The organism is Magnetospirillum sp. WYHS-4, assembly GCA_039908345.1.
Taxonomy (GTDB): Bacteria; Pseudomonadota; Alphaproteobacteria; order Rhodospirillales; family GLO-3; genus JAMOBD01.
This window is the reverse complement of the sequence record JAMOBD010000054.1, coordinates 1-21566: the sequence shown is the minus strand read 5'-3', so window position 1 is coordinate 21566 and position 21566 is coordinate 1. Positions and strand designations below refer to the sequence as shown.

At 67.8% G+C, this 21566-nt stretch carries 27 protein-coding genes; 23 read left to right on the top strand and 4 right to left on the bottom strand.

Features of this window, described 5'->3' with window-relative positions:
* The first annotated feature begins 188 nt into the window (after nucleotides 1-188).
* The 8 genes from H7841_14010 (at nucleotide 189) to H7841_13975 (ending at nucleotide 8579) form a co-directional block, all read left to right on the top strand.
* A complete protein-coding gene (locus H7841_14010) occupies nucleotides 189-545 on the top strand; it encodes a DUF6511 domain-containing protein (protein MEO5337987.1) in 357 nt (118 codons plus the stop codon).
* 8 nt (nucleotides 546-553) lie between these two features.
* A complete protein-coding gene (locus tag H7841_14005; protein ID MEO5337986.1) occupies nucleotides 554-1318 on the top strand; it encodes a PD-(D/E)XK nuclease family protein in 765 nt (254 codons plus the stop codon).
* Nucleotides 1315-2628 (top strand): AAA family ATPase, encoded by a 1314-nt coding sequence (locus H7841_14000; protein ID MEO5337985.1) that lies wholly within the window; start codon nucleotides 1315-1317, stop codon nucleotides 2626-2628. Before H7841_14005 ends, H7841_14000 begins: the two co-directional genes overlap by 4 nt.
* Nucleotides 2621-5692: a toprim domain-containing protein gene (locus H7841_13995; protein MEO5337984.1), complete on the top strand. Its 3072-nt coding sequence runs from the start codon at nucleotides 2621-2623 to the stop codon at nucleotides 5690-5692. The genes H7841_14000 and H7841_13995 overlap by 8 nt, the downstream gene beginning before the upstream one ends.
* A 110-nt stretch (nucleotides 5693-5802) precedes the next feature.
* Nucleotides 5803-6267 carry a hypothetical protein gene (locus H7841_13990; GenBank protein MEO5337983.1) on the top strand — a complete coding sequence of 155 codons (465 nt, stop codon included), beginning with the start codon at nucleotides 5803-5805 and terminating at the stop codon, nucleotides 6265-6267.
* Nucleotides 6264-6461 (top strand): hypothetical protein, encoded by a 198-nt coding sequence (locus tag H7841_13985; GenBank protein ID MEO5337982.1) that lies wholly within the window; start codon nucleotides 6264-6266, stop codon nucleotides 6459-6461. The genes H7841_13990 and H7841_13985 overlap by 4 nt, the downstream gene beginning before the upstream one ends.
* Nucleotides 6454-6867: a DUF6362 family protein gene (locus H7841_13980; protein MEO5337981.1), complete on the top strand. Its 414-nt coding sequence runs from the start codon at nucleotides 6454-6456 to the stop codon at nucleotides 6865-6867. Before H7841_13985 ends, H7841_13980 begins: the two co-directional genes overlap by 8 nt.
* 326 nt (nucleotides 6868-7193) lie before the next feature.
* The gene (locus tag H7841_13975) at nucleotides 7194-8579 is read left to right on the top strand and encodes a site-specific DNA-methyltransferase (protein ID MEO5337980.1); all 1386 of its coding nucleotides are present in this window, start codon (nucleotides 7194-7196) and stop codon (nucleotides 8577-8579) included.
* Here the strand turns inward: H7841_13975 and H7841_13970 are convergent.
* Together H7841_13970 and H7841_13965 are read right to left on the bottom strand one after the other, a co-directional pair.
* Complete coding sequence (locus H7841_13970; protein MEO5337979.1) at nucleotides 8569-8892, bottom strand: type II toxin-antitoxin system RelE/ParE family toxin; 324 nt, start codon at nucleotides 8890-8892, stop codon at nucleotides 8569-8571. The two genes, H7841_13975 and H7841_13970, sit on opposite strands and share 11 nt — an antisense overlap.
* Nucleotides 8889-9170, bottom strand: a complete 282-nt coding sequence (locus H7841_13965; GenBank protein ID MEO5337978.1) for a type II toxin-antitoxin system Phd/YefM family antitoxin — start codon at nucleotides 9168-9170, stop codon at nucleotides 8889-8891. The genes H7841_13970 and H7841_13965 overlap by 4 nt, the downstream gene beginning before the upstream one ends.
* A 65-nt stretch (nucleotides 9171-9235) precedes the next feature.
* Between H7841_13965 and H7841_13960 the strand changes: the two genes are divergently transcribed.
* Together H7841_13960 and H7841_13955 are read left to right on the top strand one after the other, a co-directional pair.
* The gene (locus tag H7841_13960; GenBank protein ID MEO5337977.1) at nucleotides 9236-10489 is read left to right on the top strand and encodes a site-specific DNA-methyltransferase; all 1254 of its coding nucleotides are present in this window, start codon (nucleotides 9236-9238) and stop codon (nucleotides 10487-10489) included.
* Nucleotides 10486-10707 carry a hypothetical protein gene (locus H7841_13955; protein MEO5337976.1) on the top strand — a complete coding sequence of 74 codons (222 nt, stop codon included), beginning with the start codon at nucleotides 10486-10488 and terminating at the stop codon, nucleotides 10705-10707. The genes H7841_13960 and H7841_13955 overlap by 4 nt, the downstream gene beginning before the upstream one ends.
* 53 nt (nucleotides 10708-10760) lie before the next feature.
* Here H7841_13955 and H7841_13950 read toward each other — a convergent pair whose 3' ends face one another.
* Both H7841_13950 and H7841_13945 read right to left on the bottom strand, forming a co-directional pair.
* The gene (locus H7841_13950; GenBank protein MEO5337975.1) at nucleotides 10761-11264 is read right to left on the bottom strand and encodes a DUF3489 domain-containing protein; all 504 of its coding nucleotides are present in this window, start codon (nucleotides 11262-11264) and stop codon (nucleotides 10761-10763) included.
* Nucleotides 11265-11365: 101 nt separating this feature from the next.
* Nucleotides 11366-11587, bottom strand: coding sequence for a hypothetical protein (locus H7841_13945; protein ID MEO5337974.1), 222 nt, complete (start codon nucleotides 11585-11587; stop codon nucleotides 11366-11368).
* Nucleotides 11588-11688: 101 nt separating this feature from the next.
* Here H7841_13945 and H7841_13940 point away from each other — a divergent pair, with 101 nt between their 5' ends.
* The 13 genes from H7841_13940 to H7841_13880 all read left to right on the top strand — a co-directional run bounded on the left by H7841_13940 (nucleotide 11689) and on the right by H7841_13880 (nucleotide 21391).
* Nucleotides 11689-12228, top strand: coding sequence for an elements of external origin (locus H7841_13940; protein ID MEO5337973.1), 540 nt, complete (start codon nucleotides 11689-11691; stop codon nucleotides 12226-12228).
* On the top strand, nucleotides 12176-14191 hold the full coding sequence (locus H7841_13935) for a phage terminase large subunit family protein (protein MEO5337972.1): 2016 nt from the start codon (nucleotides 12176-12178) through the stop codon (nucleotides 14189-14191). Before H7841_13940 ends, H7841_13935 begins: the two co-directional genes overlap by 53 nt.
* Nucleotides 14188-14412, top strand: coding sequence for a hypothetical protein (locus H7841_13930; GenBank protein ID MEO5337971.1), 225 nt, complete (start codon nucleotides 14188-14190; stop codon nucleotides 14410-14412). Before H7841_13935 ends, H7841_13930 begins: the two co-directional genes overlap by 4 nt.
* Nucleotides 14412-15905, top strand: coding sequence for a phage portal protein (locus tag H7841_13925; protein ID MEO5337970.1), 1494 nt, complete (start codon nucleotides 14412-14414; stop codon nucleotides 15903-15905). Before H7841_13930 ends, H7841_13925 begins: the two co-directional genes overlap by 1 nt.
* 3 nt (nucleotides 15906-15908) lie before the next feature.
* Complete coding sequence (locus H7841_13920; protein MEO5337969.1) at nucleotides 15909-16886, top strand: Clp protease ClpP; 978 nt, start codon at nucleotides 15909-15911, stop codon at nucleotides 16884-16886.
* Nucleotides 16887-16889: 3 nt separating this feature from the next.
* Nucleotides 16890-17255: a head decoration protein gene (locus H7841_13915; protein ID MEO5337968.1), complete on the top strand. Its 366-nt coding sequence runs from the start codon at nucleotides 16890-16892 to the stop codon at nucleotides 17253-17255.
* An 11-nt stretch (nucleotides 17256-17266) separates the two neighbouring features.
* Nucleotides 17267-18280: a major capsid protein gene (locus H7841_13910; protein MEO5337967.1), complete on the top strand. Its 1014-nt coding sequence runs from the start codon at nucleotides 17267-17269 to the stop codon at nucleotides 18278-18280.
* Nucleotides 18281-18283: 3 nt separating this feature from the next.
* Entirely contained in the window at nucleotides 18284-18598 is a 315-nt protein-coding gene (locus tag H7841_13905; protein ID MEO5337966.1) for a hypothetical protein, read from the top strand.
* 37 nt (nucleotides 18599-18635) lie between these two features.
* Nucleotides 18636-19289: a DUF6441 family protein gene (locus tag H7841_13900; protein ID MEO5337965.1), complete on the top strand. Its 654-nt coding sequence runs from the start codon at nucleotides 18636-18638 to the stop codon at nucleotides 19287-19289.
* Nucleotides 19290-19292: 3 nt separating this feature from the next.
* Nucleotides 19293-19718, top strand: coding sequence for an acyl-CoA transferase (locus H7841_13895; protein ID MEO5337964.1), 426 nt, complete (start codon nucleotides 19293-19295; stop codon nucleotides 19716-19718).
* A 25-nt stretch (nucleotides 19719-19743) separates the two neighbouring features.
* A complete protein-coding gene (locus tag H7841_13890; protein MEO5337963.1) occupies nucleotides 19744-20682 on the top strand; it encodes a phage tail tube protein in 939 nt (312 codons plus the stop codon).
* Complete coding sequence (locus H7841_13885) at nucleotides 20682-21170, top strand: hypothetical protein (protein MEO5337962.1); 489 nt, start codon at nucleotides 20682-20684, stop codon at nucleotides 21168-21170. Before H7841_13890 ends, H7841_13885 begins: the two co-directional genes overlap by 1 nt.
* 74 nt (nucleotides 21171-21244) lie before the next feature.
* Entirely contained in the window at nucleotides 21245-21391 is a 147-nt protein-coding gene (locus H7841_13880) for a hypothetical protein (GenBank protein ID MEO5337961.1), read from the top strand.
* Nucleotides 21392-21566 lie beyond the last annotated feature (175 nt).

The following is a 21566-nucleotide window of genomic DNA, read 5'->3' as shown; positions in this document are numbered from 1 at the left end:
ATCGGACAATGGCTCGAAGGAAGAGGAAGGCTGCAGCACCCCATCCGCTGCTTGACCATGCCCGACCTGGAAGCCATGGCGGCCAACGCCATCAGCCGCTTCGTGGTCCTGGCCTCGGAGCGCATCCGGGACCAGCCGGAGGGCAACGAGGACCTGACCCGGCTCTTGCTGGGGTGAGCCTCTGCGCGGTGTGCGGCCGGGAAGGCCGTGGCTTCGGCTACGTCCACCGGCTCCGCCGCGACCAGTACCCGCTCTACCGCTTCTGCTCGATGCGCTGCCTGGAAATCGGCGCCGAGATCGCAAAAAGGACCAACGGCATGATCGACAAGACCGCCCGGGAAACCCAGGCCATCAAGGACGCGAGGCGCCCCTTCGCCGAGGCGCTGACCGAGATGGGCCTGATGGAGCCCTTCTTCCATCGCACCGCCGAGGATATCGACCGGCTGATCGAGGCCGCCGTCACCGGCTATGTCGAGTCCATGCAGCGCCAGGCCGGGGTCAAGGAGCGCACCGGCACCGCCTTCGATGACCCGATTCCGTTTTGAGGCCCGCCATGCTCGACCTCAATCATGGCTCCGGCTCCAACTATGGCGGCACGCCCGTCCAGGCCACGGCCGCCGAAATCAACCGGCGGCTCGACATGGCCCTGGAAGCCGAACGCCAGGCCCAGCCGCCCCGCACCTATCTGGGCGCCAGCCGCATCGGCGAGCCCTGTTCCCGCCGCTTGGCCTTCGAACTGATGGCGGTGCCGGTGGACGAGGGGCGCGGCTTCGACGGCCAGGTTCTCCGCATCTTCGAGGCCGGCCATGTGTTCGAGACCCTGTCCATCCGCTGGCTGCGCGCTGCCGGGTTCAACCTGCGCACCGAACGGCGTGACGGCGGTCAGTTCGGCTTCTCCGTCGCCGGGGGCCGCATCCGTGGCCACATCGACGGCGTCATCGTCGCCGGGCCTGAAGTCGGAATCGCGTGGCCGGCCCTGTGGGAGCACAAGGCGCTCAATGCCCGCTCCTGGGAAGACCTGATCAAGAGGGGGCTCAAGGACTCGAAGCCGCTCTATCACGCCCAGATCCAGCTCTACATGGCCTACCTGGACGTGCCGGTCACCCTGTTCACGGCGCTCAACAAGAACACGCAGGAACTGCTGCACGAGGTCGTCCGCCTTGATCCGGCGGAGGCTCAAGGACTGTCCGACAAGGCGGTCGCCATCCTCCAGGCGGTCGATGCCGGCGAGTTGCCACCCCGCATCGCCACCACCCCCGACTTCTACCTCTGCCGCTTCTGCGATTACGCCCATCGCTGCTGGGAGCCACTGTCATGACCTTCACCCCATCCGCCCTCCAGGCCCAGGCTATTGAGGACATCAAGGACTGGTTCGCCAACCGCACCGAGGACCAGCAGGTGTTCCGGGTCTTCGGCTATGCCGGGGCCGGCAAGACCACCATCGTCCGCCATGCCATCGCCGAGTTGGGTCTCGACACCATGGAACGCGAGCCCAACGGCTCGGTCTCCGCCACCGGCGGCGTGCTCTATGCCGCCTTCACCGGCAAGGCCGCGCTGGTGATGACCCGCAAGGGCACGCCGGCCTCCACCATCCACTCCCTGATCTACCGTGTCTCCGAGGCGACGCCCGCCGAGATCGAGCGGATCAAGAATGACATCGCCGACATCAAGGCGAATCTGCCGTCGCTGCCGCCGGCCAGGCGGCTGATGGAGGAGACCCGGCTGCGCAGCCTGGAACTGCGGCTGACCGAAATCCACAAGCCCCGCTTCGTCCTGAACGAGCAGTCGATCCTGAAGGAGGCCAAGCTGCTGGTGCTGGACGAGGTCTCCATGGTCGGCGAGGAGATGGCCACCGACCTGCTGGCCTTCGGCAAGCCGATCCTGGTGCTGGGCGATCCGGGGCAGTTGCCGCCGGTGAAGGGCGAAGGCGCCTTCACCCAACAGACGCCGGACGTGATGCTGACCGAGATCCACCGCCAGGCCGGCGAGAGCGCCATCATCCGCCTGGCCACTCTGGCCCGCCAGGGGCTGCCCATCCCCTATGGCGAACACGATTCCTTCGTCTGGAAGATGCGCCGCGATCAGGTCGGGCCGGAGCAGATGCTGCGCGGCGGCCAGGTCATCTGCGGGCGCAACGCCACCCGGCTGCAGTTGAACCTCGCCATGAAGCGGGCGGCCGGATTCCCCGGCACCTATCCCATCGGCCGGGGCGAGAAGATCATCTGCCTCAAGAACCGCAACGACCTCGGGCTGGTCAACGGCATGTTCGTCGATCTGGCCGACATCCAGGACGAGGACGACATTTCGTTCTCCGCCACCGTGGTCACCGAGGATGGCGAACGGATCGGTGCCGGCGGCGACAGGCCGGAGCGCTTCCGCATCTATAAGGGCCATTTCGACGAGCACGTCGCCCCCGATCCGGAACGCGACCGCCGCGACCACTGGGCCAAGAAGAAGACCATCGAGGCGGTCTGGGGCTGGGCCATCACCTGCCACAAGAGCCAGGGCAGCCAATGGGAGAACATCGTGGTGTTCGACGACGGCCTGGGCCGTACCGCCGAGGACCGCGCCCGCTGGCTCTACACCGCCATCACCCGGGCCGAGAAAGGTCTGGTGCTCCTTGATTGATCTCAACGACATCACCCCACTTCGCCCCGGCCGCATCGATCTGGATGCGGTGGTCGGCCGCCTGCGTGACGATGCCGCCACCTGGGTGCCGCGCCTGTTCCCATCGGGCCGCCGCGAGGACGATGTCTGGCGGCTGGCCAACATCCGGGGCGACGCGCCGCGCAAGCAGGGAAGCTGCGTCATCACGATCAAGGGCGAGCGGGCGGGGGAATGGTTCGACTTCGACGGCAACCAGGGCGGCGGCGTGCTCAGCACCATCGAACACGCCAGCGGCCTGTCCGGACGGGAACTGTACGAGTTCGCCGCTGACCTGGCCGGGAACCCGCCACCCGTGGCTGCACCGCGACCGGCTCCAGCCAAGCCTCGCGACGATGCACGCGAGATCGAGTTCATCCTGTCCCGTGCCGTCCCGGCCCAGGGCACGCTGGTGGACACCTATCTCGCCGCGCGCGGGCTCGGCCATGCTGGTTCTGCTGACCTGCTGTACCATCCCGATCTCACCCATTGGGACACCAAGAGCGGCTGGCCGGCGATGGTGGCCATCGTCCGCGATGGCGTCGGCGCCCCTGTCGGTCTGCACCGCACCTGGCTGGCCGCCGACGGCTCGGCCAAGGCGTCGATCCCCAAGAACCGCAAGATGCTGGGCAAGGTGGCCGGTGGCGCGGTGCGTCTCGCCGAACCTTCGGGCGGCCTGCTCGGGCTGGCGGAAGGCATCGAGACCACCTTGGCGGTGATGCGGGCCTGCTCCGCTTTGCCAGCCTGGGCGACCCTGTCGGCCGGCAATCTGGAGACCGTGGCGCTACCGCCCGAGGTGAATCGGGTAGTGATCCTGGCCGACCATGACGCCTCGGGCACCGGTCTGCGCGCCGCCCAGACGGCCGCCAACCGCCTCCACCGCGAGGGCCGCAGGGTGTGGATCGCCATGCCCCCGGCGGAGGGCGACGATTTCAATGACCTGCTGATCCGCGAAGGTGAAGAGGCGGTGCGCACTGTCGTCGAAGCGGCGGTCGAATGGATTCCGGCGGAGCCCGCCTTGGAAATGGACGCGCCGGAGGCCGTACCGACCAGCCTGCCGAACCTGCCGGTAGGCTTCCCGGTCATCACGGCTCGGCGTCCCCCTTTGCGTGCCGACAACGGTGACCTTGCCGATTTGGCCGCCCGCGCCCGCACCATCCTGGCTGGAAGCAATCAGCCGCCCTGGCTGTTCCGCATGGGCGCGATGCTGGCCTGGGTTGCCCGCGATGACGACGGCCGTGCCATGGCGACGCACCTCACCGAGGAGCGCCTCAAACTCGCCCTGGCGCAACTGATCGACTGGCGCAAGCAGAGCCGAACGGGTGATCTGGTCTCCGCCTATCCGCCCGCCCAGTTGGTGAAGGCGCTGCTGGCCACGCCCAATCCCGACCTGCCGGTGCTGGCCGGCATCGTCGCCTCGCCGGTGTTCGGGCGCTCGGGCGAACTGGTCACCGAGCGCGGCTATCACCCGGCCAGCCGATTGCTGCACGAGCCGCCCGAGGGCTTTGTGCTTCCGGCAGTCCCGGAGCGCCCGACCCAGGCTGATGTCGCGGCAGCCCGCACCCTGTTGCTCGACGACATGCTGGGCGACTTCCCGTTCACCTCCGAGGCCGAACGGGCGCACACCCTGGCGCTGCTGCTTCTGCCCTTCGTCCGCCCCATGATCGACGGGCCGACGCCGCTGCACCTGATCGAGAAACCGTCACCCGGCACCGGCGCCACACTGATGGTCGATGCCATCGCCATCGTCAGCACCGGCCATCCGGTCTCGATCATGACCGAGGGCAGCGACGAGGAGGAATGGCGCAAGCGTCTCACCGCCAAGCTGCGCGAGGCCCCCCTGATGGCGGTGATCGACAATCTGCGTCGTCCGCTCGACGCCGCTCCCGTGGCCGCCGCCCTGACCGCGCCCTATTGGGAGGATCGCATCCTTGGGCGCTCCGACATGACCCGCATGCCGGTGCGCTGCGCCTGGGTGGCGACCGGCAACAATCCGCGCCTGTCCAACGAGATCGCGCGGCGCGCCGTGCGCATCCGCCTCGACGCCCATGTCGACCAGCCGTGGCGGCGTGGCGGCTTCCGCCATCCCGACCTGCTAACCTGGGTACGGGCCAACCGTGGGGCACTGGTCACCGCATGCCTGACCCTTGGCCGGGCCTGGGTGGTGGCCGGGCGGCCCCGCTATCGAACGACCACGTTGGGCAGCTTCGAATCCTGGGCCGAGACCATGGGCGGGATCCTCGAAGTCGCGGGCGTGCCCGGCTTCCTTGCCAATGCCGACGAGCTTTACGAAGCCTCTGACGCCGAGGGCATCATGTGGCGGAGCTTTGTCGGCGCCTGGTGGGACCGCCATGGCACCGCCCAGGTGGTCACCGCCGACCTGTTCCAGATCGCAGGCCAGTGCGAGCCGCCTCTGCCGCTCGGCGATGGCAGCGAGCGTTCCCAGCGCATCCGGCTCGGCAAGTCGCTCGGCCACATGCGCGACCGGGTGTTCGCCCTCAACAATCTTCGGGTTCGTATCCGCGCCGCCGGCATCTCGCATCAGGCCCAGCGCTGGCAACTGGTCGTGGAGGGGCGCCACGCCCGAGGGGAAGGTGGGGAATGTGGGGAGGGTTTTTCCGCCCCTGTTTCAGCCGAGGGGGAATGTGGGGAATGTTTTTCCGACCTTCCCACGGCAGGCCGAGGGGAATGTGCAGACCCACACTCCCCCCTACACTCCCCGGCCTATCCCGTTGAAAACAAAGGCTCCGGGGAATGTGGGGAAGAAGGGGAATGTTTTTATACCCTCACACATGCGCGCACGCACACACATGGTAAGGGGACCGAAAAACACTCCCCCACATTCCCACATTCCCCGAGCCCTGAAAAATCAACCGCTTGGACCGGGGAATGTGCCGGGGAATGTGCTTCCGACATTCCCCCCGCCCATTCCACCGCGCCGAGCTTCGACGCCTTGTTCGATGCCCACGGTCTCGACCCGCTGTCCGACGAGGACCGGGCCGAAGCCATGCGCATCTGGCTGTCCGGCAATGGAGGGCCATCCCGATGACACCCCACAACCCCGATGCCAGGAAGGAGGCCGCCATGCCGGTGCTTTCGCTGAACGACCAGAACACCTGCCGTGACCGGGCAGCATCACCGCCGGCCAATGACCGGCCCATGTCGGTGCTCGCCCTCGATCTCGGCACCACCACCGGCTGGGCCGTGCGGCTCGTCGATGGTTCCATCGTCAGCGGCACCATGGCCTTCCGGCCCGGACGGTACGAGGGCGGCGGCATGCGCTACCTGCGCTTCCGGTCCTGGCTGGATGAGCTTGTGCACAAAATGCACAAACTGGACGCCGTCTTCTTCGAGGAGGTCCGCCGCCATGCCGGAACCGACGCCGCCCACATCTACGGCGGCTTCCTCGCTCACCTCGCGGCTTGGTGCGAGCAGAAGGGACTGCCCTACCAGGGCGTTCCGGTGGGCGCCATCAAGCGGCACGTCACCGGCAAGGGCAACGCCGACAAGCAGGCGGTGATCGCCGCCGTCACGGCGCGCGGGTTCGCTCCGACCGACGACAACGAGGCGGATGCCATCGCCATCCTGCTCTGGGCCGCAGAGACCCGGGGAGGTGTGCGATGAGGCGTTTCCCCAAGGGGTTCGGCGGTGAACGTCGCGACGCCGAGCAGGTCAAACGCGACGGCTGGCGGGAACAGGGCGTGCTGGTGGTGGCCGAGGACGACCACCGCTTGACCTGGCCCGAACGGGAACTGGTGAAGCAACTGGGGGCAAAGCTGTTCGGCCCTCGTCCGGACAAGGAGATGGCCAATGGCTGACCGCAAATGGACCGCCAAGATGGTGGAGGACCGCATCGAGGAAGCGGCCGACACCCTGCGCCGCCTGCCCGAGCAGAAGGTCCAGGGGTTCTTCGGCACCTGGCCGCCGGTGGTGCGCGACTTCTGGGAAGCCTTCGGCTGGGAGGAAGCCCGCATCCGCCGTGGCCCGCCCCAGCCCGGCGCCATCGACCGCATGGACGAGGTGATGATCTGGCTCACCTGGCTGGAGGCCGACGATGCCCGCATCGTCTGGCTCCGGGCCTGCCGCACGCCATGGAAGCTGATCACCTGGCGCTTCGGCATGAGCCGCACCACCGCTTGGCGCAACTGGGTCGCGGCCCTGCTCACCATCGCGGCGCGGCTCGACGGCGCATCAACACCGAGGCGAACCGATGACGCGGCGTGAAACAAATCTGTTGAAACATCTTTCCGCTAAACAGGTGAAACAGATTTTGGCATAATCAAGCCTATCCTCAGGAGAGGCACGCGTGAGCGCCGGCACGGCGTTGTACGGGTCCCCCTGGGCCGAAAGTGTATGCTGGCGGCAAAGGCGCCGAACTTCGCTACCGTCAGCCCTCGGATTTGAGTTACCACCCATTCCGGTTACCGCTCCGCAAGCCGCGCGAAGGCCACAGCCTGCGCGCCTTGGGCTTTGGCCCATGCGGTTAGCCGCCGCCGGTAACCGGCCCGATCCGGTTACCGCCTTGTCCGTTACCAGGGTTGACCCGCCCCATGGCCCATCCGCTTCCCGAAGCGGTCGAGCAGATGCCGCTCGACCGGCTGATCCCCTATGCCCGGAACGCCCGGACGCACTCCGACGATCAGGTGGCGCAGATCGCCGCTTCCATCGTCGAATTCGGATGGACCAATCCGGTGCTGGTGGACGGTCAGGGCAACATCATCGCCGGCCATGGACGGGTGCTGGCCGCCAGGCGGCTCGGGCTCGATGTCGTGCCGGTGCTGGTGCTCGACCATCTGACCGACGCCCAGCGGCGCGCTTACGTGCTGGCCGACAACCGGCTTGCCTTGAACGCAGGCTGGGACGAGGAATTGCTGGCGGCCGAACTGCATGCGCTGAACGGCGACGGGTTTGACCTGACGTTGACCGGTTTCGACCAGGCCGATCTCGACCGCCTGATGGCCCCGCTCGATGATGCGCCGGAAGAAAATGGCGATCCGGGTGAGGACCAGGAGGACGACCCGCCCGAGCCGCCCCGTGACCCGGTGTCGCGGTCGGGCGACCTGTGGTGCCTGGGCGAACACCGCCTGCTTTGCGGCAACAGCACCGATCCGGATGCCGTCGCCCGGCTGATGGGTGACGACCGGGCGTCACTGCTGTTCACCTCGCCGCCCTACGGCAACCAGCGGGACTACACCACCGGCGGCGTCAAGGATTGGGACGCCCTGATGCAGGGCGTCTTCGTGCATATCCCCATGGCCGACGACGGCCAGGTGCTGGTCAACCTCGGGCTGATCCATCGCGACAACGAATGGCAGCCCTACTGGCAGGAATGGCTGGAGTGGATGCGCGCCCAGAATTGGCGGCGCTTCGGCTGGTACGTCTGGGATCAGGGACCGGGCCTGCCCGGTGACTGGAACGGACGGCTGGCTCCCGCCTTCGAGTTCGTCTTCCACTTCAATCGCCAGTCCCGCAGGGCCAACAAGACGGTGCCCTGCAAGTGGGCAGGTCATGTACAGGATGCCAAGGGCGGCCTGCGGTCCAAGGACGGCCATGTCGGCGAATGGACCCATGCCGGCCAGGGCGTCCAGGAGACCCGCATCCCCGACAACGTCATCCGCATCACGCGGCACAAGGCGCGCGGCATCGAGACCGAGCACCCGGCGGTGTTCCCGATCAAGCTGGCGGTCTTCGCCATGGAAACCTGGGGCGAGGAAGGCGATCTTGTCTACGAGCCCTTCTCGGGATCCGGCACAACCCTCATTGCCGGGCAGAACACCGGGCGTCGCGTCCGGGCCATGGAACTGGCGCCCGAGTATGTGGATGTGGCGATCCTGCGCTGGCGCGAGTTGTTTCCCGATGCGCCGGTGACCTTGGCCGAAACCGGCCAGACCTTCGAAGTCGTCGCTCTGGCGCGCGGCAAGACGATTAGCGGATAAGGCGGCGCTGCAACAGACTCTGCATGTCGCGGCGACCGTCGAGAACGCAATAGACGATTACCTGCCGGCCGATGATCCGGTAGATCACCCGGTAGGGCTTGTAATGCACTTCCCGGAACTCGGTCATGCCGAGGGGCTCCAGTTCCTTCGGCACGTTGCCGCGTTCCGGAAGTTCCGAGAGGCCTGAGCAGGTTTCCTCCAGGGCGGCGAGCAGGCGATCAGCCTTCTCCACCGCGTCATGGCGAGCGACGTAGAAATAGATGTCCTCGATGTCCCGCTCGGCGTCCTCGGACAGCAGTACCTCGAAGGTCACGGCCGGGCCTTCTTTACCCGGTCCCGGATCCCGGCGAAGGCCTCGGCCGCCGGCCGGACCTTACCTTCGTCGACCGCCTTGCCGGTCAGGGCCAGCACCTTGAGCAGGGCCAGGGTCTCCTGGGTCTGCTCGTAGGCGCCGATGTCCTGGAGCACCGCCTTGGCCTCGCCGTGCAGCGTGATGATGACCGGCTCCTGATTGTCGGCCAGCCCGCGAATGACCTCCGGGGCATGGGCCTTCAGGTAGCTGATCGGCTTGACCTGTTCCGAAAGTTTCATCGTCGGCTCCATTACGCTGTTCCGACCAAAATATAGTCCGAATTTAGTCCACTGGAAAGCCTCCCATGCCCCATGAACCCCGCCAGGTCGAGCATTGGCCGGTCGAGCGGCTGCTGCCCTATGCCGCCAACGCCCGTACCCACAGCGACGAACAGGTGGCGCAGATCGCGGGATCGATCGCCGAGTTCGGCTTCAACGTCCCCTGCCTGGTGGACGATCGCGGCGTGCTGATCGCCGGCCATGGCCGTCTGATGGCGGCGCGTCGTCTCGGGCTGGCCGAGGTGCCGGTGATCCGGCTCGGCCATCTCACCGATGCCCAGGCCCGCGCCTTCCGCCTGGCCGACAACCAGATCGCGCTCAATTCCGGCTGGGACGATGCGCTGCTGTCCGCCGAACTGGCCCGCCTGCGCGAGGACGGCTTCGACCTCGATCTGCTCGGCTTCTCCGACGACGATCTTGATCGCCTGATGGCCGAGGAATCCGGAGAGGGGCCGGGAGACGGGAACGAAGATGATGTGCCCGATCCGCCCGCCGATCCCATCACCCGCCCCGGCGATCTCTGGCTGCTGGGAAAGCACCGGCTGCTCTGCGGCGACGCCACCGTCGCCACCGATGTCGAGCGCCTGCTGGCCGGAGCGGAGCCGCACCTGATGGTGACCGACCCGCCCTATGGCGTCGATTACGATCCCGGCTGGCGCAACGAGGCCGGGGTCTCGGCCACCCCCCGTACCGGCAAGGTGACCAACGACCACCGCGCCGACTGGCGCGAGGCCTGGGCGCTGTTCCCCGGTGACGTGGCCTATGTCTGGCACGCGGGCGTCCACGCCCGAACCGTCGCCGAGAGCCTGGAGGTCTGCGACTTCCGCATCCGCTCCCAGATAGTCTGGTCCAAGCCGCGCTTCGTGCTGGGGCGCGGCGACTACCACTGGCAGCACGAGCCGTGCTGGTATGCGGTGCGCGAAGGCGCCACCGGCCATTGGCAGGGCGCCCGCGACCAGGCCACCGTCTGGTCCATCGGCCATGACGGTGAGGAGGACGAGGCCACGGTCCACGGCACCCAGAAGCCGGTGGAATGCATGCGCCGCCCGATCCTCAACAACAGCGCCGAGGGGGACGCCATCTACGAGCCCTTCTGTGGCAGCGGCACCACCCTGATCGCCGCCGAGACCACCGGGCGCGTCTGTCTCGGGATCGAGATCGATCCCCGCTACTGCGACGTCATCGTCGAACGCTGGCAGAGGCTCACCGGCGGCAAGGCCATCCTGGAGGCGGACGGCAGTGCCTTCGATGACCTCGCCACGAAACGCGAGGCGGCATGAGGCAGTCCCGCCGCATGTCCCTGGCCGAGGCGATCGCCAATGTGGCCGTCGGCTACGGCATCGCCGTCGCCACCCAGGCCCTGGTGTTCCCGCTGTTCGGGCTGCACGCCAGTCTGTCCGACAATCTCTTGATCGGGGCGATCTTCACCGTGGTGTCGATCGTCCGCAGCTACAGCCTGCGTCGCATCTTCGAGGCGATCCGGGTTCGCGGCTGGTGAACGTGATGCCGCCGCCCTCTTGGCGGCGGCGACATCGGTTTGGCTTCGCGGGCTCATCCGGGGATGCGGTAGACTCGCCCCCGATCATCGACCTTCTCGCTGGTCACGGTGAGGCCCAGTTTCTTCTTGAGCGCCCCGGCGATGGCCCCGCGCACCGTATGCGGCTGCCAGCCGAAGGCATCGACGATCTCGGCGATGCTGGCGCCCTCGGGGCGCTTCAGCATGCCGATCAAGGCCCCCTGCTTGCTGCCCTCTCGGGTCTTGCGGGCCGGCGTTACGTCCGCCGCCCTGGTCGCCCCGGTCTCCTTGATGCCGAGGAGGCTCAAGGCGGCATCGGTGGCGACCAGCGTCGTCCCATGGCCATCGCCGGTTTCGCGCCAGAAAGGCTCGCCGCGCTGGGCGTCGACTTCCTCGACCAGCCCCTTGGCGATCAACCCGTCGACCACCTTGGTGGCGGCCCCGCCCTTGAGGTGGGCCGGAAGGGGCTGCACGAGGTTGCCATCGCGTTGGACTGCGGCGGTGAGGACGACCAGTTGGGTGTCGGTGAGCTTGGTCATGATCTTGTTCTCCTGCTGAAGGGGGCTGGACCATCCTTGCCCCGTCACCACCCCGAGCCCCGCCGGGCAAACCCGGTCGGGGCCAAGACGGGGGCGTTGCCCTATTCGGCGTGCTCACCCTCGTTGAAGGCGCTGTCGGTGATGCGCTTCAGCAGTTCGGCGTAGTGGCCCAGGGTGCCGACGTGGCCCCAGTTGATCTCGTCGGGGCTCCAGTTGAAGTGCTCGTCGCTCAAGTCACGAAGCCGGGCGAGCATGGTGTCGATCTCGGCCTTCTTGGCCAGGAAGGCGTCCAGGGCCTGGGTGTTGTCGTGGCGTTTGTTCATGGCGTCCTCCATCCTTTGATGGACACATGAAGGCGCTGCTCCGCGCCTCTATCAACTGATTAACAGCCTAATTTGATTGCTCTTTTTCCAAGGATTCGAGCATGGGATTGTCCGTCCGCGCTTACGCCCGTCATCGAGGCGTGAGCCACGTCGCGGTGCTGAAGGCCGTCAACGCCGGACGCATTGCGCGGGAGCCGGACGGCACCATCGACCCGGTCAAGGCCGATGCCGCCTGGGACGCGGAAACCGATCCCGCCAAGCGGCCGAAACCGAAGTCGAAAGCCGCCAACCCCGCTCCTCTGGCACCGACGCCATCGGCGCCAGTGCGCGAGTCGGTCGGCGGCGCCCCTGGGACATCGTTCACCCAGGCGAAGACCATGCATGAGATCGCCAAGGCCCAGCGTGCCCGCATCCAGGTCCAGCGTCTCAAGGACGAGGTGATCGATCGGCCGCGCGCGTTGGCGCTGGTGTTCCGGCTGGCCCGTCAGGAGCGGGATGCCTGGATCAACTGGCCGGCCCGGGTGTCCGCGCAGATGGCCGTCGAACTGGGGGTCGATCCCCACCGGATGCAGAAGGTGCTGGAAGCGAATGTCCGAGGCCATCTCGCAGAGCTTGCCGACATCCGTCCCGAGTTCCGCTGAAGTTTACGGGTTCGATGGCGCAGACGGTGTCTTGCGCGCATGGACCGATGGACTGACGCCTGACCCGGTTCTGACCGTTTCCGAATGGGCCGACCGGCATCGCATGCTGTCGTCGCGCGCCTCGGCCGAGCCGGGGCGTTACCGCACCGCCCGCACGCCCTACATGCGCGCCATCATGGATGCGCTGTCGCCCAGCCATCCGGCGCGCCGCGTGGTGTTCATGAAGGCGGCGCAGGTGGGCGCCACCGAGGCCGGCAACAACTGGATCGGCTTCATCGTCCACCATGCGCCGGGCCCGATGCTGGCGGTCCAGCCGACCGTGGAACTGGCCAAGCGCTTCTCGCGCCAGCGGGTCGATCCGCTGTTCGACGAGACGCCGGAACTGCGCGAGCGGGTCAAGCCGTCGCGCGCCCGGGATTCCGGCAACACGATCCTGTCGAAGGAGTTTCCGGCGGGGCTTCTGGTCATCACCGGCGCTAACAGCGCGGTGGGCCTGCGCTCCATGCCGGCCCGCTATCTGTTCCTCGATGAGGTGGACGCCTATCCCCCCTCGGCCGACGAGGAGGGCGATCCCGTCGCCCTGGCAGAGGCCCGCACCCGCACCTTCTCCTGGCGGAGCAAAGTGTTCCTGGCCTCGACGCCGACGACCCATGGCGTGTCGCGTATCGAGCGGGAATATGAGGCGTCCGACCAGCGGCGCTACTTCGTGCCCTGTCCGCATTGCGGCCATTTCCAGTGGCTGAAGTTCGAGCGCCTGCGCTGGGAGAAGGGACGTCCGGAGACGGCCCGCTACATGTGCGAGGCCTGCGACGGCGAGATCGGCGAGGGCCACAAGGAAGCCCTGATGGCGGCGGGCGAATGGCGTCCCACCGCCGAGGCGGCCGATCCCGGCACCGTCGGCTTCCACCTGTCGGCGCTCTATTCGCCGGTAGGCTGGCTGTCCTGGGTGGACATCGCCCGCATGTGGGAAAACGCCCAGGGATCGATCGAGGCCATCCGCAGCTTCAAGAACGGCGTGCTCGGCGAAGCCTGGATCGACCGGGGCGAGGCTCCCGATTGGGAACGGCTCTACGAGCGGCGCGAGGACCGGCTGATGGGCGTGGTGCCCATGGATGGCCTGATCCTGACTGCCGGGGCCGACGTGCAAAAGGATCGCATCGAGGTCGATGTCTGGGCCTGGGGGAAAGGCTTCTCCAGTTGGCTGGTCGACCACATCGTGCTCGACGGCAGCCCCGGACGGGCGGAGGTCTGGCAGTCCCTGTCGGCTCTGCTGTCGCGGACCTGGCCGCACGAAAGCGGCGCACGGCTCGGGCTGGCGCGCCTCGCCATCGACACCGGCGGCGAATTCACCGCCGAGGTCTACGCCTGGTCCCGCCGTCAAGGCATCGGCCAGGTGATGCCGGTCAAGGGCTTCGATCGCTTCAACCGCCCGGCCCCGGTGTCGGGACCGTCCTACGTGGATGCGACCGAAGGGGGGCGGAAGCTCCGGCGCGGCGCCAAGCTGTGGTCGGTGGCGGTCTCCACCTTCAAGGCCGAGACCTATCGCTGGCTGTGGCTGTCGCGCCCGACCGACGAGGAACTGGCCGGCGGTGCCCCCTATCCCGGTGGCTATGTCCACCTGCCGCGCGGCGTCGACGGCGAATGGGTCAAGCAACTGGTCGCCGAGCAATTGGTGACCGTGCGCGACCATCGCGGCTTCGACAAGCACGAATGGCGCAAGCTGCGGGAACGCAACGAGGCGCTGGATTGCCGGGTCTATGCCCGCGCCGCCCTGTGGGTGGCGGGCGCCGACCGCTACGGCGAGGCGTTCTGGGACCGGCTGGCGGGCCAGTTGGCAACCGCCGTGCCCGATGATGACGAACCGATCGAAACCGAAGAAACGACGCGCCCCCTGGCCGGCGTGGTGCGAGCCCCCTCGCGCCGCCGCCGCGCGGTGGTGAGCACTCCCTGGATGACGGAATGACCATGCCGACCCTGGCCGATCTCGAAACCCGGCTCGACGAGTTGGAGCGCAGCCGCATGAGCGGCATTGCCCGCGTCAGCTACGAGGGCCGCACTGTCGAATACCGGGGGCTGGTCGAGATCGACCGCGCCATCGCCATTCTCAAGGGGCAGATCGCCGCCCTGGGAAGCAAGAAGCCGGTGCGCCAGGTGCGCCTCTATCAGGACGGCAAGGGCCTGTGATGAAATCCTTCCTCCGCCGTCTCGGCTTGGCCCCCAAAGCCCGGCTGGAAAGCGCCATGCGCTCGCGCCGCCTGGCCTCCTGGGTGCCGCCGGTCCGCAACATCAACACCCATGTGGTGGCGGACGGCGATCTCACCCTGCGCCGCGCCCGCGAGATCGTGCTCTCCAGCCCGCTGGCCACCAACGCCTGCGAGGCCTTCGTCGCCAACGTGGTGGGTTCCGGCATCAAGCCAGCCCCCCTAGTCGAGGACAAGGAGGCCCGCCGCCTGATCCGCAAGGTCTGGCGACGCTGGACCGACGAGGCCGACGCCGATGGCCTGACCGACTTCTACGGCCTCCAGGCCCTGGTCGCCCGCGAGGTGTTCGTCGCCGGAGAATGCTTCGTGCGCCTGCGTGCCCGCCGCCCCGAGGACGGGCTGGTGGTGCCGTTGCAGCTTCAGCTTCTCCAGGCGGAGATGCTGCCGCTCGGCAAGACCGAAACGGCGCCGGGCGGCAACGCCATTCGCTGCGGCATCGAATTCGACAAGATCGGGCGGCGTGTCGCCTATTGGTTCCTGCGCCGCCATCCCGGTGACGAGACCGACCGGACCTATTCGCCCGAGCAGTTCGTCCGGGTGCCGGCCGACGAGGTTCTGCACATCCGCAAGCCGATGGAGGCGGGCCAGCTTCGCGGCCTGCCGCACATCACCCCGGCCCTGGTGCGGCTGCACCAGATGGACCAGTACATGGACGCCCAGGTGGAGCGCCAGAAGACGGCGGCCCTGTTCGTCGCCTTCGTGGTCAAGAACGCGCCCGAGGATGCGCTGCTGAACGAGATGGAGGGCGAGGACGGCGACGGCATCGCCCGCGCTCCCCTCCAGCCCGGCACCATGCAGGTTCTGCTGCCCGGCGAGGACATCCGCTTCTCGACCCCCACCGGGGTCGGCAGCGACTTCGAGCCCTTCCGCTACCGGGCAGATCTCGACACCTCGGCGGCCATGGGCGTGCCCTATGCCACCGCCACCGGCGACTACAGCCGGGGCAACTTCTCCAGCCAGCGGCTCGGCATGATCGAGTTCCGCCGCCGCATGGTGCAGATGCAGCATGCTGTGTTCGGCTGGCAGCTCTGTCGGCCGGTCTGGTTGCGCTGGATGAAAGATGCAGTGCTCTCCGGCGCGCTCGATCTGCCGGGCTATGCCGAGGATCCGCGCGCCTTCCTCGACGTGGACTGGAAGCCGCCCAAGTGGGAGTGGATCGATCCCCTGAAAGACGCCCAGGCCGAGAAGATGGCCCAGGACGCCGGCTGGAAGGCCCGCTCCGACATCATCGACGAACTCGGCTACGACGCCGAGGAAGTGGACGGGCGCATCGCCGCCGACCAGGAGCGGGAACGCTCGCTGGGGCTCGAATTCGGAAAGGGGGCCGGTGAGACGCAAGGTGCCCGCATGACCCCGGACCAGCCGGATCAGCCAGATCAACAGGATCAACCCGATCCGCCCGACAACAAGGAGTGACCCATGAGGTCTTGGTACGACATCCGCGACGCTGCGAGTGGTGACGCGGAAATTCTGATCTATGACGAGATCGGCGCCTTCGGCATCACCGCCAAACAGTTTGCCGACGACCTGAAGTCGGTGGGCAAGGCGGCCAGGATCACGCTGCGCATCAACAGCCCCGGCGGCTCGGTCTTCGACGGTCTCGCCATCCACAACAGCCTGAAGCGCCTCTCGGCCAGGAAGACGGTATGGATCGACGGCATCGCCGCCTCGATCGCCAGCGTCATCGCCATGGCCGGGGACGAGATCGTCATGCCCGAGAACGCCATGATGATGATCCACGACCCGGCCGGCATCGTGGTCGGCACCGCCCCGGAGATGCGCGCCATGGCCGAGGCCCTGGATCGCATCAAGGGCGGACTGGTTTCCGCGTACCGGGATCGCACCCGCAAGCCCGAGGCCGACATCGAGCAGTTGATGGCCGCCGAGACCTGGCTGACCGCCAACGATGCGGTCGCGGCCGGCTTCGCCGACCGGGTGGACAAGCCGATCCGCGCCACCGCCCGCTTCGATCTCTCCCGCTTCCGCAATGCTCCGGCCGTGCTGGCCGACGAACACTTGGCCGACGACCCCCTGAAGGAGGACTCCATGCCCGACGCCGCACCCCCGGCGCCCGCGACCGAGATGGCGCCGGCACCTGACCCGATGCCCGGTCCCGAAACCGTCGAAGCCCGCGTGCGGGCCGAGACGCTGGCCTATGCCCGCGAAGTCTCCGACCTCTGCGCCCTGGCCGGGGTGCCCCAGCGGGCCGCCGCCTTCATCGCCGCCGCCACGTCTCTTTCCGAGGTCCGCAATGCCCTGATCGAGGCCCGGGCGCGTGCCGACGAGCAGGCGGTGATCGACGGCGGACGCGATCCCCGCACGCCCAAGGCCCCACCCGCCGATCACGGCTGGGGGCCGGTCATCGCCCGCATGTTTTCGACCAAGCAGGAGTCCTGATCCATGACCGTTCTCACTGAAGGCAAATACGCCGCCGACTTCGTCGTTTCCGAGGCGAGCGGCACCCGTTCCCGTGACGCCGTCACCATCGCCCAGAGCGCGGTCCTGGAGCCCGGCACCGTTCTGGGCAAGATCACCGCCTCGGGCAAGTACATCGCGCTCGATCCCGCCGCCGTAACCGGTGCCGAGACCGCCGCCGGCCTGCTGCGCTCTGGCGTCGACGCCACCGCCGCCGACGTGTCCGCTGTGGCCATCCTGCGTGACGCCGAGGTCAACGGCGCAGAACTGGTCTGGCCGGACGCCATCACGCCCGAGCAGCAGGCGGCCGCTATCGCCGAACTCGCCGCCCTCGGCATCATCGTTCGATAAGGAGCCCCTTCATGCCCACCCTCGACATCTTCAACAACGATGCCTTCTCGGCGGTCCAGCTCACCGGCGCCGTCGAGAAGATCCCGTACCGGCCCCAGTTCCTGGGCTCGCTCGGCATCTTCGATCCGGTGCCGGTGCGCACCACCACCATCGCCATCGAGAAGCGCGAGAATACGCTGGCCCTGATCAAGACTTCCGACCGGGGTGCGCCCCTGGAGGAAGGGACCACCACCAAGCGCGACATCCGCGACTTCCGCACCACCCGCATCGCCAAGGGCGACCGCATCAATGCCGACGAGGTCCAGAACATGCGGGCCAGCGGTTCGGAGACCGAGTTGCAGACGGTGCAGGCGGAGGTGGCGGGCCGCATGGAGCGGCTCAAGGAGGACATGGAGCTCACCTGGGAGAACATGCGGCTCGGCGCCGTCCAGGGCATCGTCACCGATGCCGACGGCTCGGTGCTGATGGACTGGTATGACGCCTGGGGCATCAATCAACCGGCCGAGATCAACTTCGCCCTCGACCAGGCCGCCACCGATGTGCGCAAGAAGTGCGCGGGCGTGGTGCGCTCCATGACCAAGGTGGCCAAGGGCGCCTGGGGGCCGGGGGTGCGTATCCATGCGCTGTGCGGCGACGCCTTCTACGACGATCTGATCGGCCACGAGGCGGTGAAGGAGACCTACCGCAACTGGGCCGCCGCCGCCGACCTGCGCCAGAACATGGCCTTCGAATCCTTCCCCTTCGGCGGCATCGTCTTCCACAACTTCCGTGGCACCGACGACGACACCACGCTCGCCATCGGCCAGGACAAGGCGAAGTTCTTTCCCGTCGGCGCCCGTGGGGTATTCCAGACCGCCTGGTCGCCAGCCGAGTTCTTTGACTTCGTCAACACGCCGGGCCGGGACCTCTACGCCATCACCATCCCCGATCGAGACCGCAATGCCTGGGTACGGGTCGAGCTCTACAGCTATCCGCTCTTCATCTGCACCCGCCCGGAGATGCTGCTCCGCGCCAAGCGGGCTTGATCCATGTCAGCCTTCGCATCTGCCATCGACGCCTTGTTCGCCGATCCCAACATCGCCCGCACGGCCCTCTACCGTCCAGGCGGGATCGGCGACGGGATGCCGGTGCGGGTGATCGCGAAACGGAACGACCAGGTCTCGGAGTTCAGCGACATCAGCGTAGTGTCGGCGACGGCGCGGTTCGATCTGCGCGTCTCGGAAGTGCCGACCCCGGCCGAGGGCGACACCATCACCTTGGACGGCGAGACCTTCGTCATCCAGGGCGAGCCGCTCTGCGATACCGAGCGTCTGGTCTGGACCTTGGACACGAGGCCGGCATGAAGCAAGAGGCGAGGACGGGCGAAGCCCGGACAGGGACATGAGAATCGCCGCCGCCATCGAGGGCGACCTCACGCGCTTCCTTGCCGACGAATTGAAGGCCGGGGAGGAGGCGGTGTCGGCGGGGATCCGCGAGGCGACCAACGGCCTCAAGCTCGACCTGCGGAGCCAGATCGTCGGCTCAGGGTTAGGCCAGCGCCTTGCCAACACCTGGCGCAGCGAAATCTACCCCAAGGGCCAGAACAGCATCCGGGCCGCCGGGCTGGTGTTCAGCAAGGCACCCAACATCGTCCGGGCCTATGCCGACGGCGCGGTGATCCGCTCCAAACACGGCTTCTTCCTCGCCATCCCGACGCCGGCCGCCGGGAAGTACGGCGACGGCAAGCAGAAGATGAACCCCGGCCTGTGGGAACGGATGCACGGGGCGCGGCTCAAGTTCGTCTATCGGCGGCGGGGACCATCGCTACTGGTCGCCGACAACTTGCGCGCCCGCACCGGCAAGCGGGGCGGCTTCGCCAAGGCCAGTGCCTCGGCCCTTCGCACCGGTCGGGGGCTCGCCACCGTGCCTATGTTCATCCTGGTGCCCCAGGTGACGATCCGAAAGCGCCTCGACGTGGACGGCGCCGCCAACAAGTGGCTCGCCGCCCTGCCGGGGCTGGTGGTGCGCAACTGGCGCGACCTTGGACGGGGATAGGCCATGACCCGACGTGAAGAGGTGCTGACGGCGCTGCTCGGGCGCCTTCAGGCCGTGCCTGCCGTCACCGTCAAGCGCGAGGAACCGCTGCCGGAGAAAGTGCCGGCCGGTAGGCTGGTGATCCTGCGGGACGGCGATCCGGGCGAGCCCGAGGTGCTGCTGTCGCCGCTCACCTATCTCTGGCAGCACCGGGCCGACATTGAGGTCATCGTCCAGACGGCCCCGATCGAGGCCCCGGCAGCGCTCGACGTCCTGCTGGCCGAAATCGGCTCCGCACTGTCCGCCGACCGCACCCTGGGCGGTCTTATCGACTGGGTCGAATGGTCGGCGCCGCAGACCCGTGACCTTGCCATCATTGGGGCCGCCGGCCTCAAGGGGGCGGTGGTGACCGTGACCCTGCATTACGCTTCCAGCGATCCGCTGGCCTGACCGTCTTTCATCATCGGAGGTTCCCATGGCTCGTGCCTATGGCGCGAACGCTCAAGTATTGGCCGCGTTCGAGACCACCTACGGCGTCGCCCCCGCCTCGGGCTTCGTCAAGTTCCCCTTCGTCTCCTCATCGCTCGGCTCCGAACAGGGGCTGATCGACAGCGACATCCTGGGCCAGGGCCGCGATCCGGCGGCACCAAGCCGCGACGTCATCAAGGTCGAGGGCGACATGGTGGTGCCGGTCGATCTGCGCTTCTTCGGCCACTGGCTGAAGGCGCTGCTGGGGGCGCCGAACACCACCGGCACCGATCCCTACGACCATGTTTTCGGGTCGGGCGCCATGGCGCTGCCCAGCCTTTCGGTCGAAGTCGGCATGCCCGAGGTGCCAGCCTTCTTCCTGATCGGCGGCGTGCGCCTCAATTCCATGGCGCTCAACTTCCAGCGCTCGGGCCACGCCAACGCGACCTTCAACGCGATCGGCCAGGGAGAGGAGCGCTTTGCCGCGTCCCAGGCCGGCACGCCCGCGACGCATCCCTTCAAGCGCTTCGGCCAGTTCCAGGGGCAAGTGAAGCTGGATGGCGCGCCCCTCGCCAATCTGACCGGGGCGAGCCTGACCTACACCAACAACCTGGAGCGGATCGAGACCATCCGCTCGGACGGCAAGATCGACGGGGCGGATCCGACCATCGCGGCGCTGACCGGCGCGATCGAAGTCCGCTTCGCCGACACCGCGCTGCTCGACAGGGCCACCTCGGGCGACCCGGTGGCCCTGGAGTTCGCCTACGTGATCTCGGCGACCGAGCAGTTGGTGATCGAGGCCCACGAGGTCTACCTGCCCAAGCCGAAGCGCGCCATCTCCGGTCCCGGCGGCGTGCAGGCCAGCTTCGACTGGCGGGCGGCCAACAATTCCGCCGCCGGCCGGATGATGGCCGTAACCCTCACCAACGATGTGGAGAGCTACTGATGATCAAGCTGGGTAACCGCGAGCCCGTCTGGCTCGACCTGGCCGACGGCGTCCGCCTACAGGTCCGCCCCATCACCACCCCGGCCTACGCCATGATCCAGGCCCAGGCCGAGAAGGTGTTCGACGACTGGGCCGCAACCCGCGCGGAAGCCGAGGGGCTCGATCCCGGCGACGAACCTGTCCGGCGCGGCTTGATGCGGGCGCTGATGATCAAGGGGCTCGCCCTCTACGCCGTCATCGCCTGGGAGGGGATCGACGCGCCCGTGACCGACGACACGGTGGCCGCCTTCATCGACGGCCATCCCCTGCTGGCGGCGCTGTTCTATCACCGCTATCTGGCGCCTTTGGAAGAGCGGGCCGCCGAGGGAAACGCATCCGGGCCCGCGCCGCATGGCATTTCGGCGGGGGCCCTGGATATTGCCGGGGATGCCGGGAAAACGGCTGCTCCTGCGGCGACGCCTGCCCCTACCGCCAATCCGAGCCCCTGACCGAGGCGGGCTGGCAGACCTGGGACATCCTGCTGCGGGTCGCTGGTCAGCTTCGCTTCGCCCCCGGCGGCGCGGTGGTCGGCATCGACATGGCCGTCGCCTTGCGTCTCTCCGACGCCCTGGGATTTGACACCGCCGCCGTCGCCGACCTGCTGCCCGAGGCAGAAGCCGGATTGCTGGAAGGGCTCGCGCGCCTGCGCACCGAGAACCAAACCACATGAGCGAACGCAGTCTCACCATCCGCCTGGCCGTCCGCGACGGCGAGGTGGTCCGGCGCGCCCTGGTCCAGTTGGGCGACGAGGGCAGCCGGGCGCTGGCCCGCATCGAGAACGCCGCCAAGCCAGCCTCGCGCGGCCTGCTGGCCATCAACGAGGTGACCTCGGCGGCCAGGGGGCA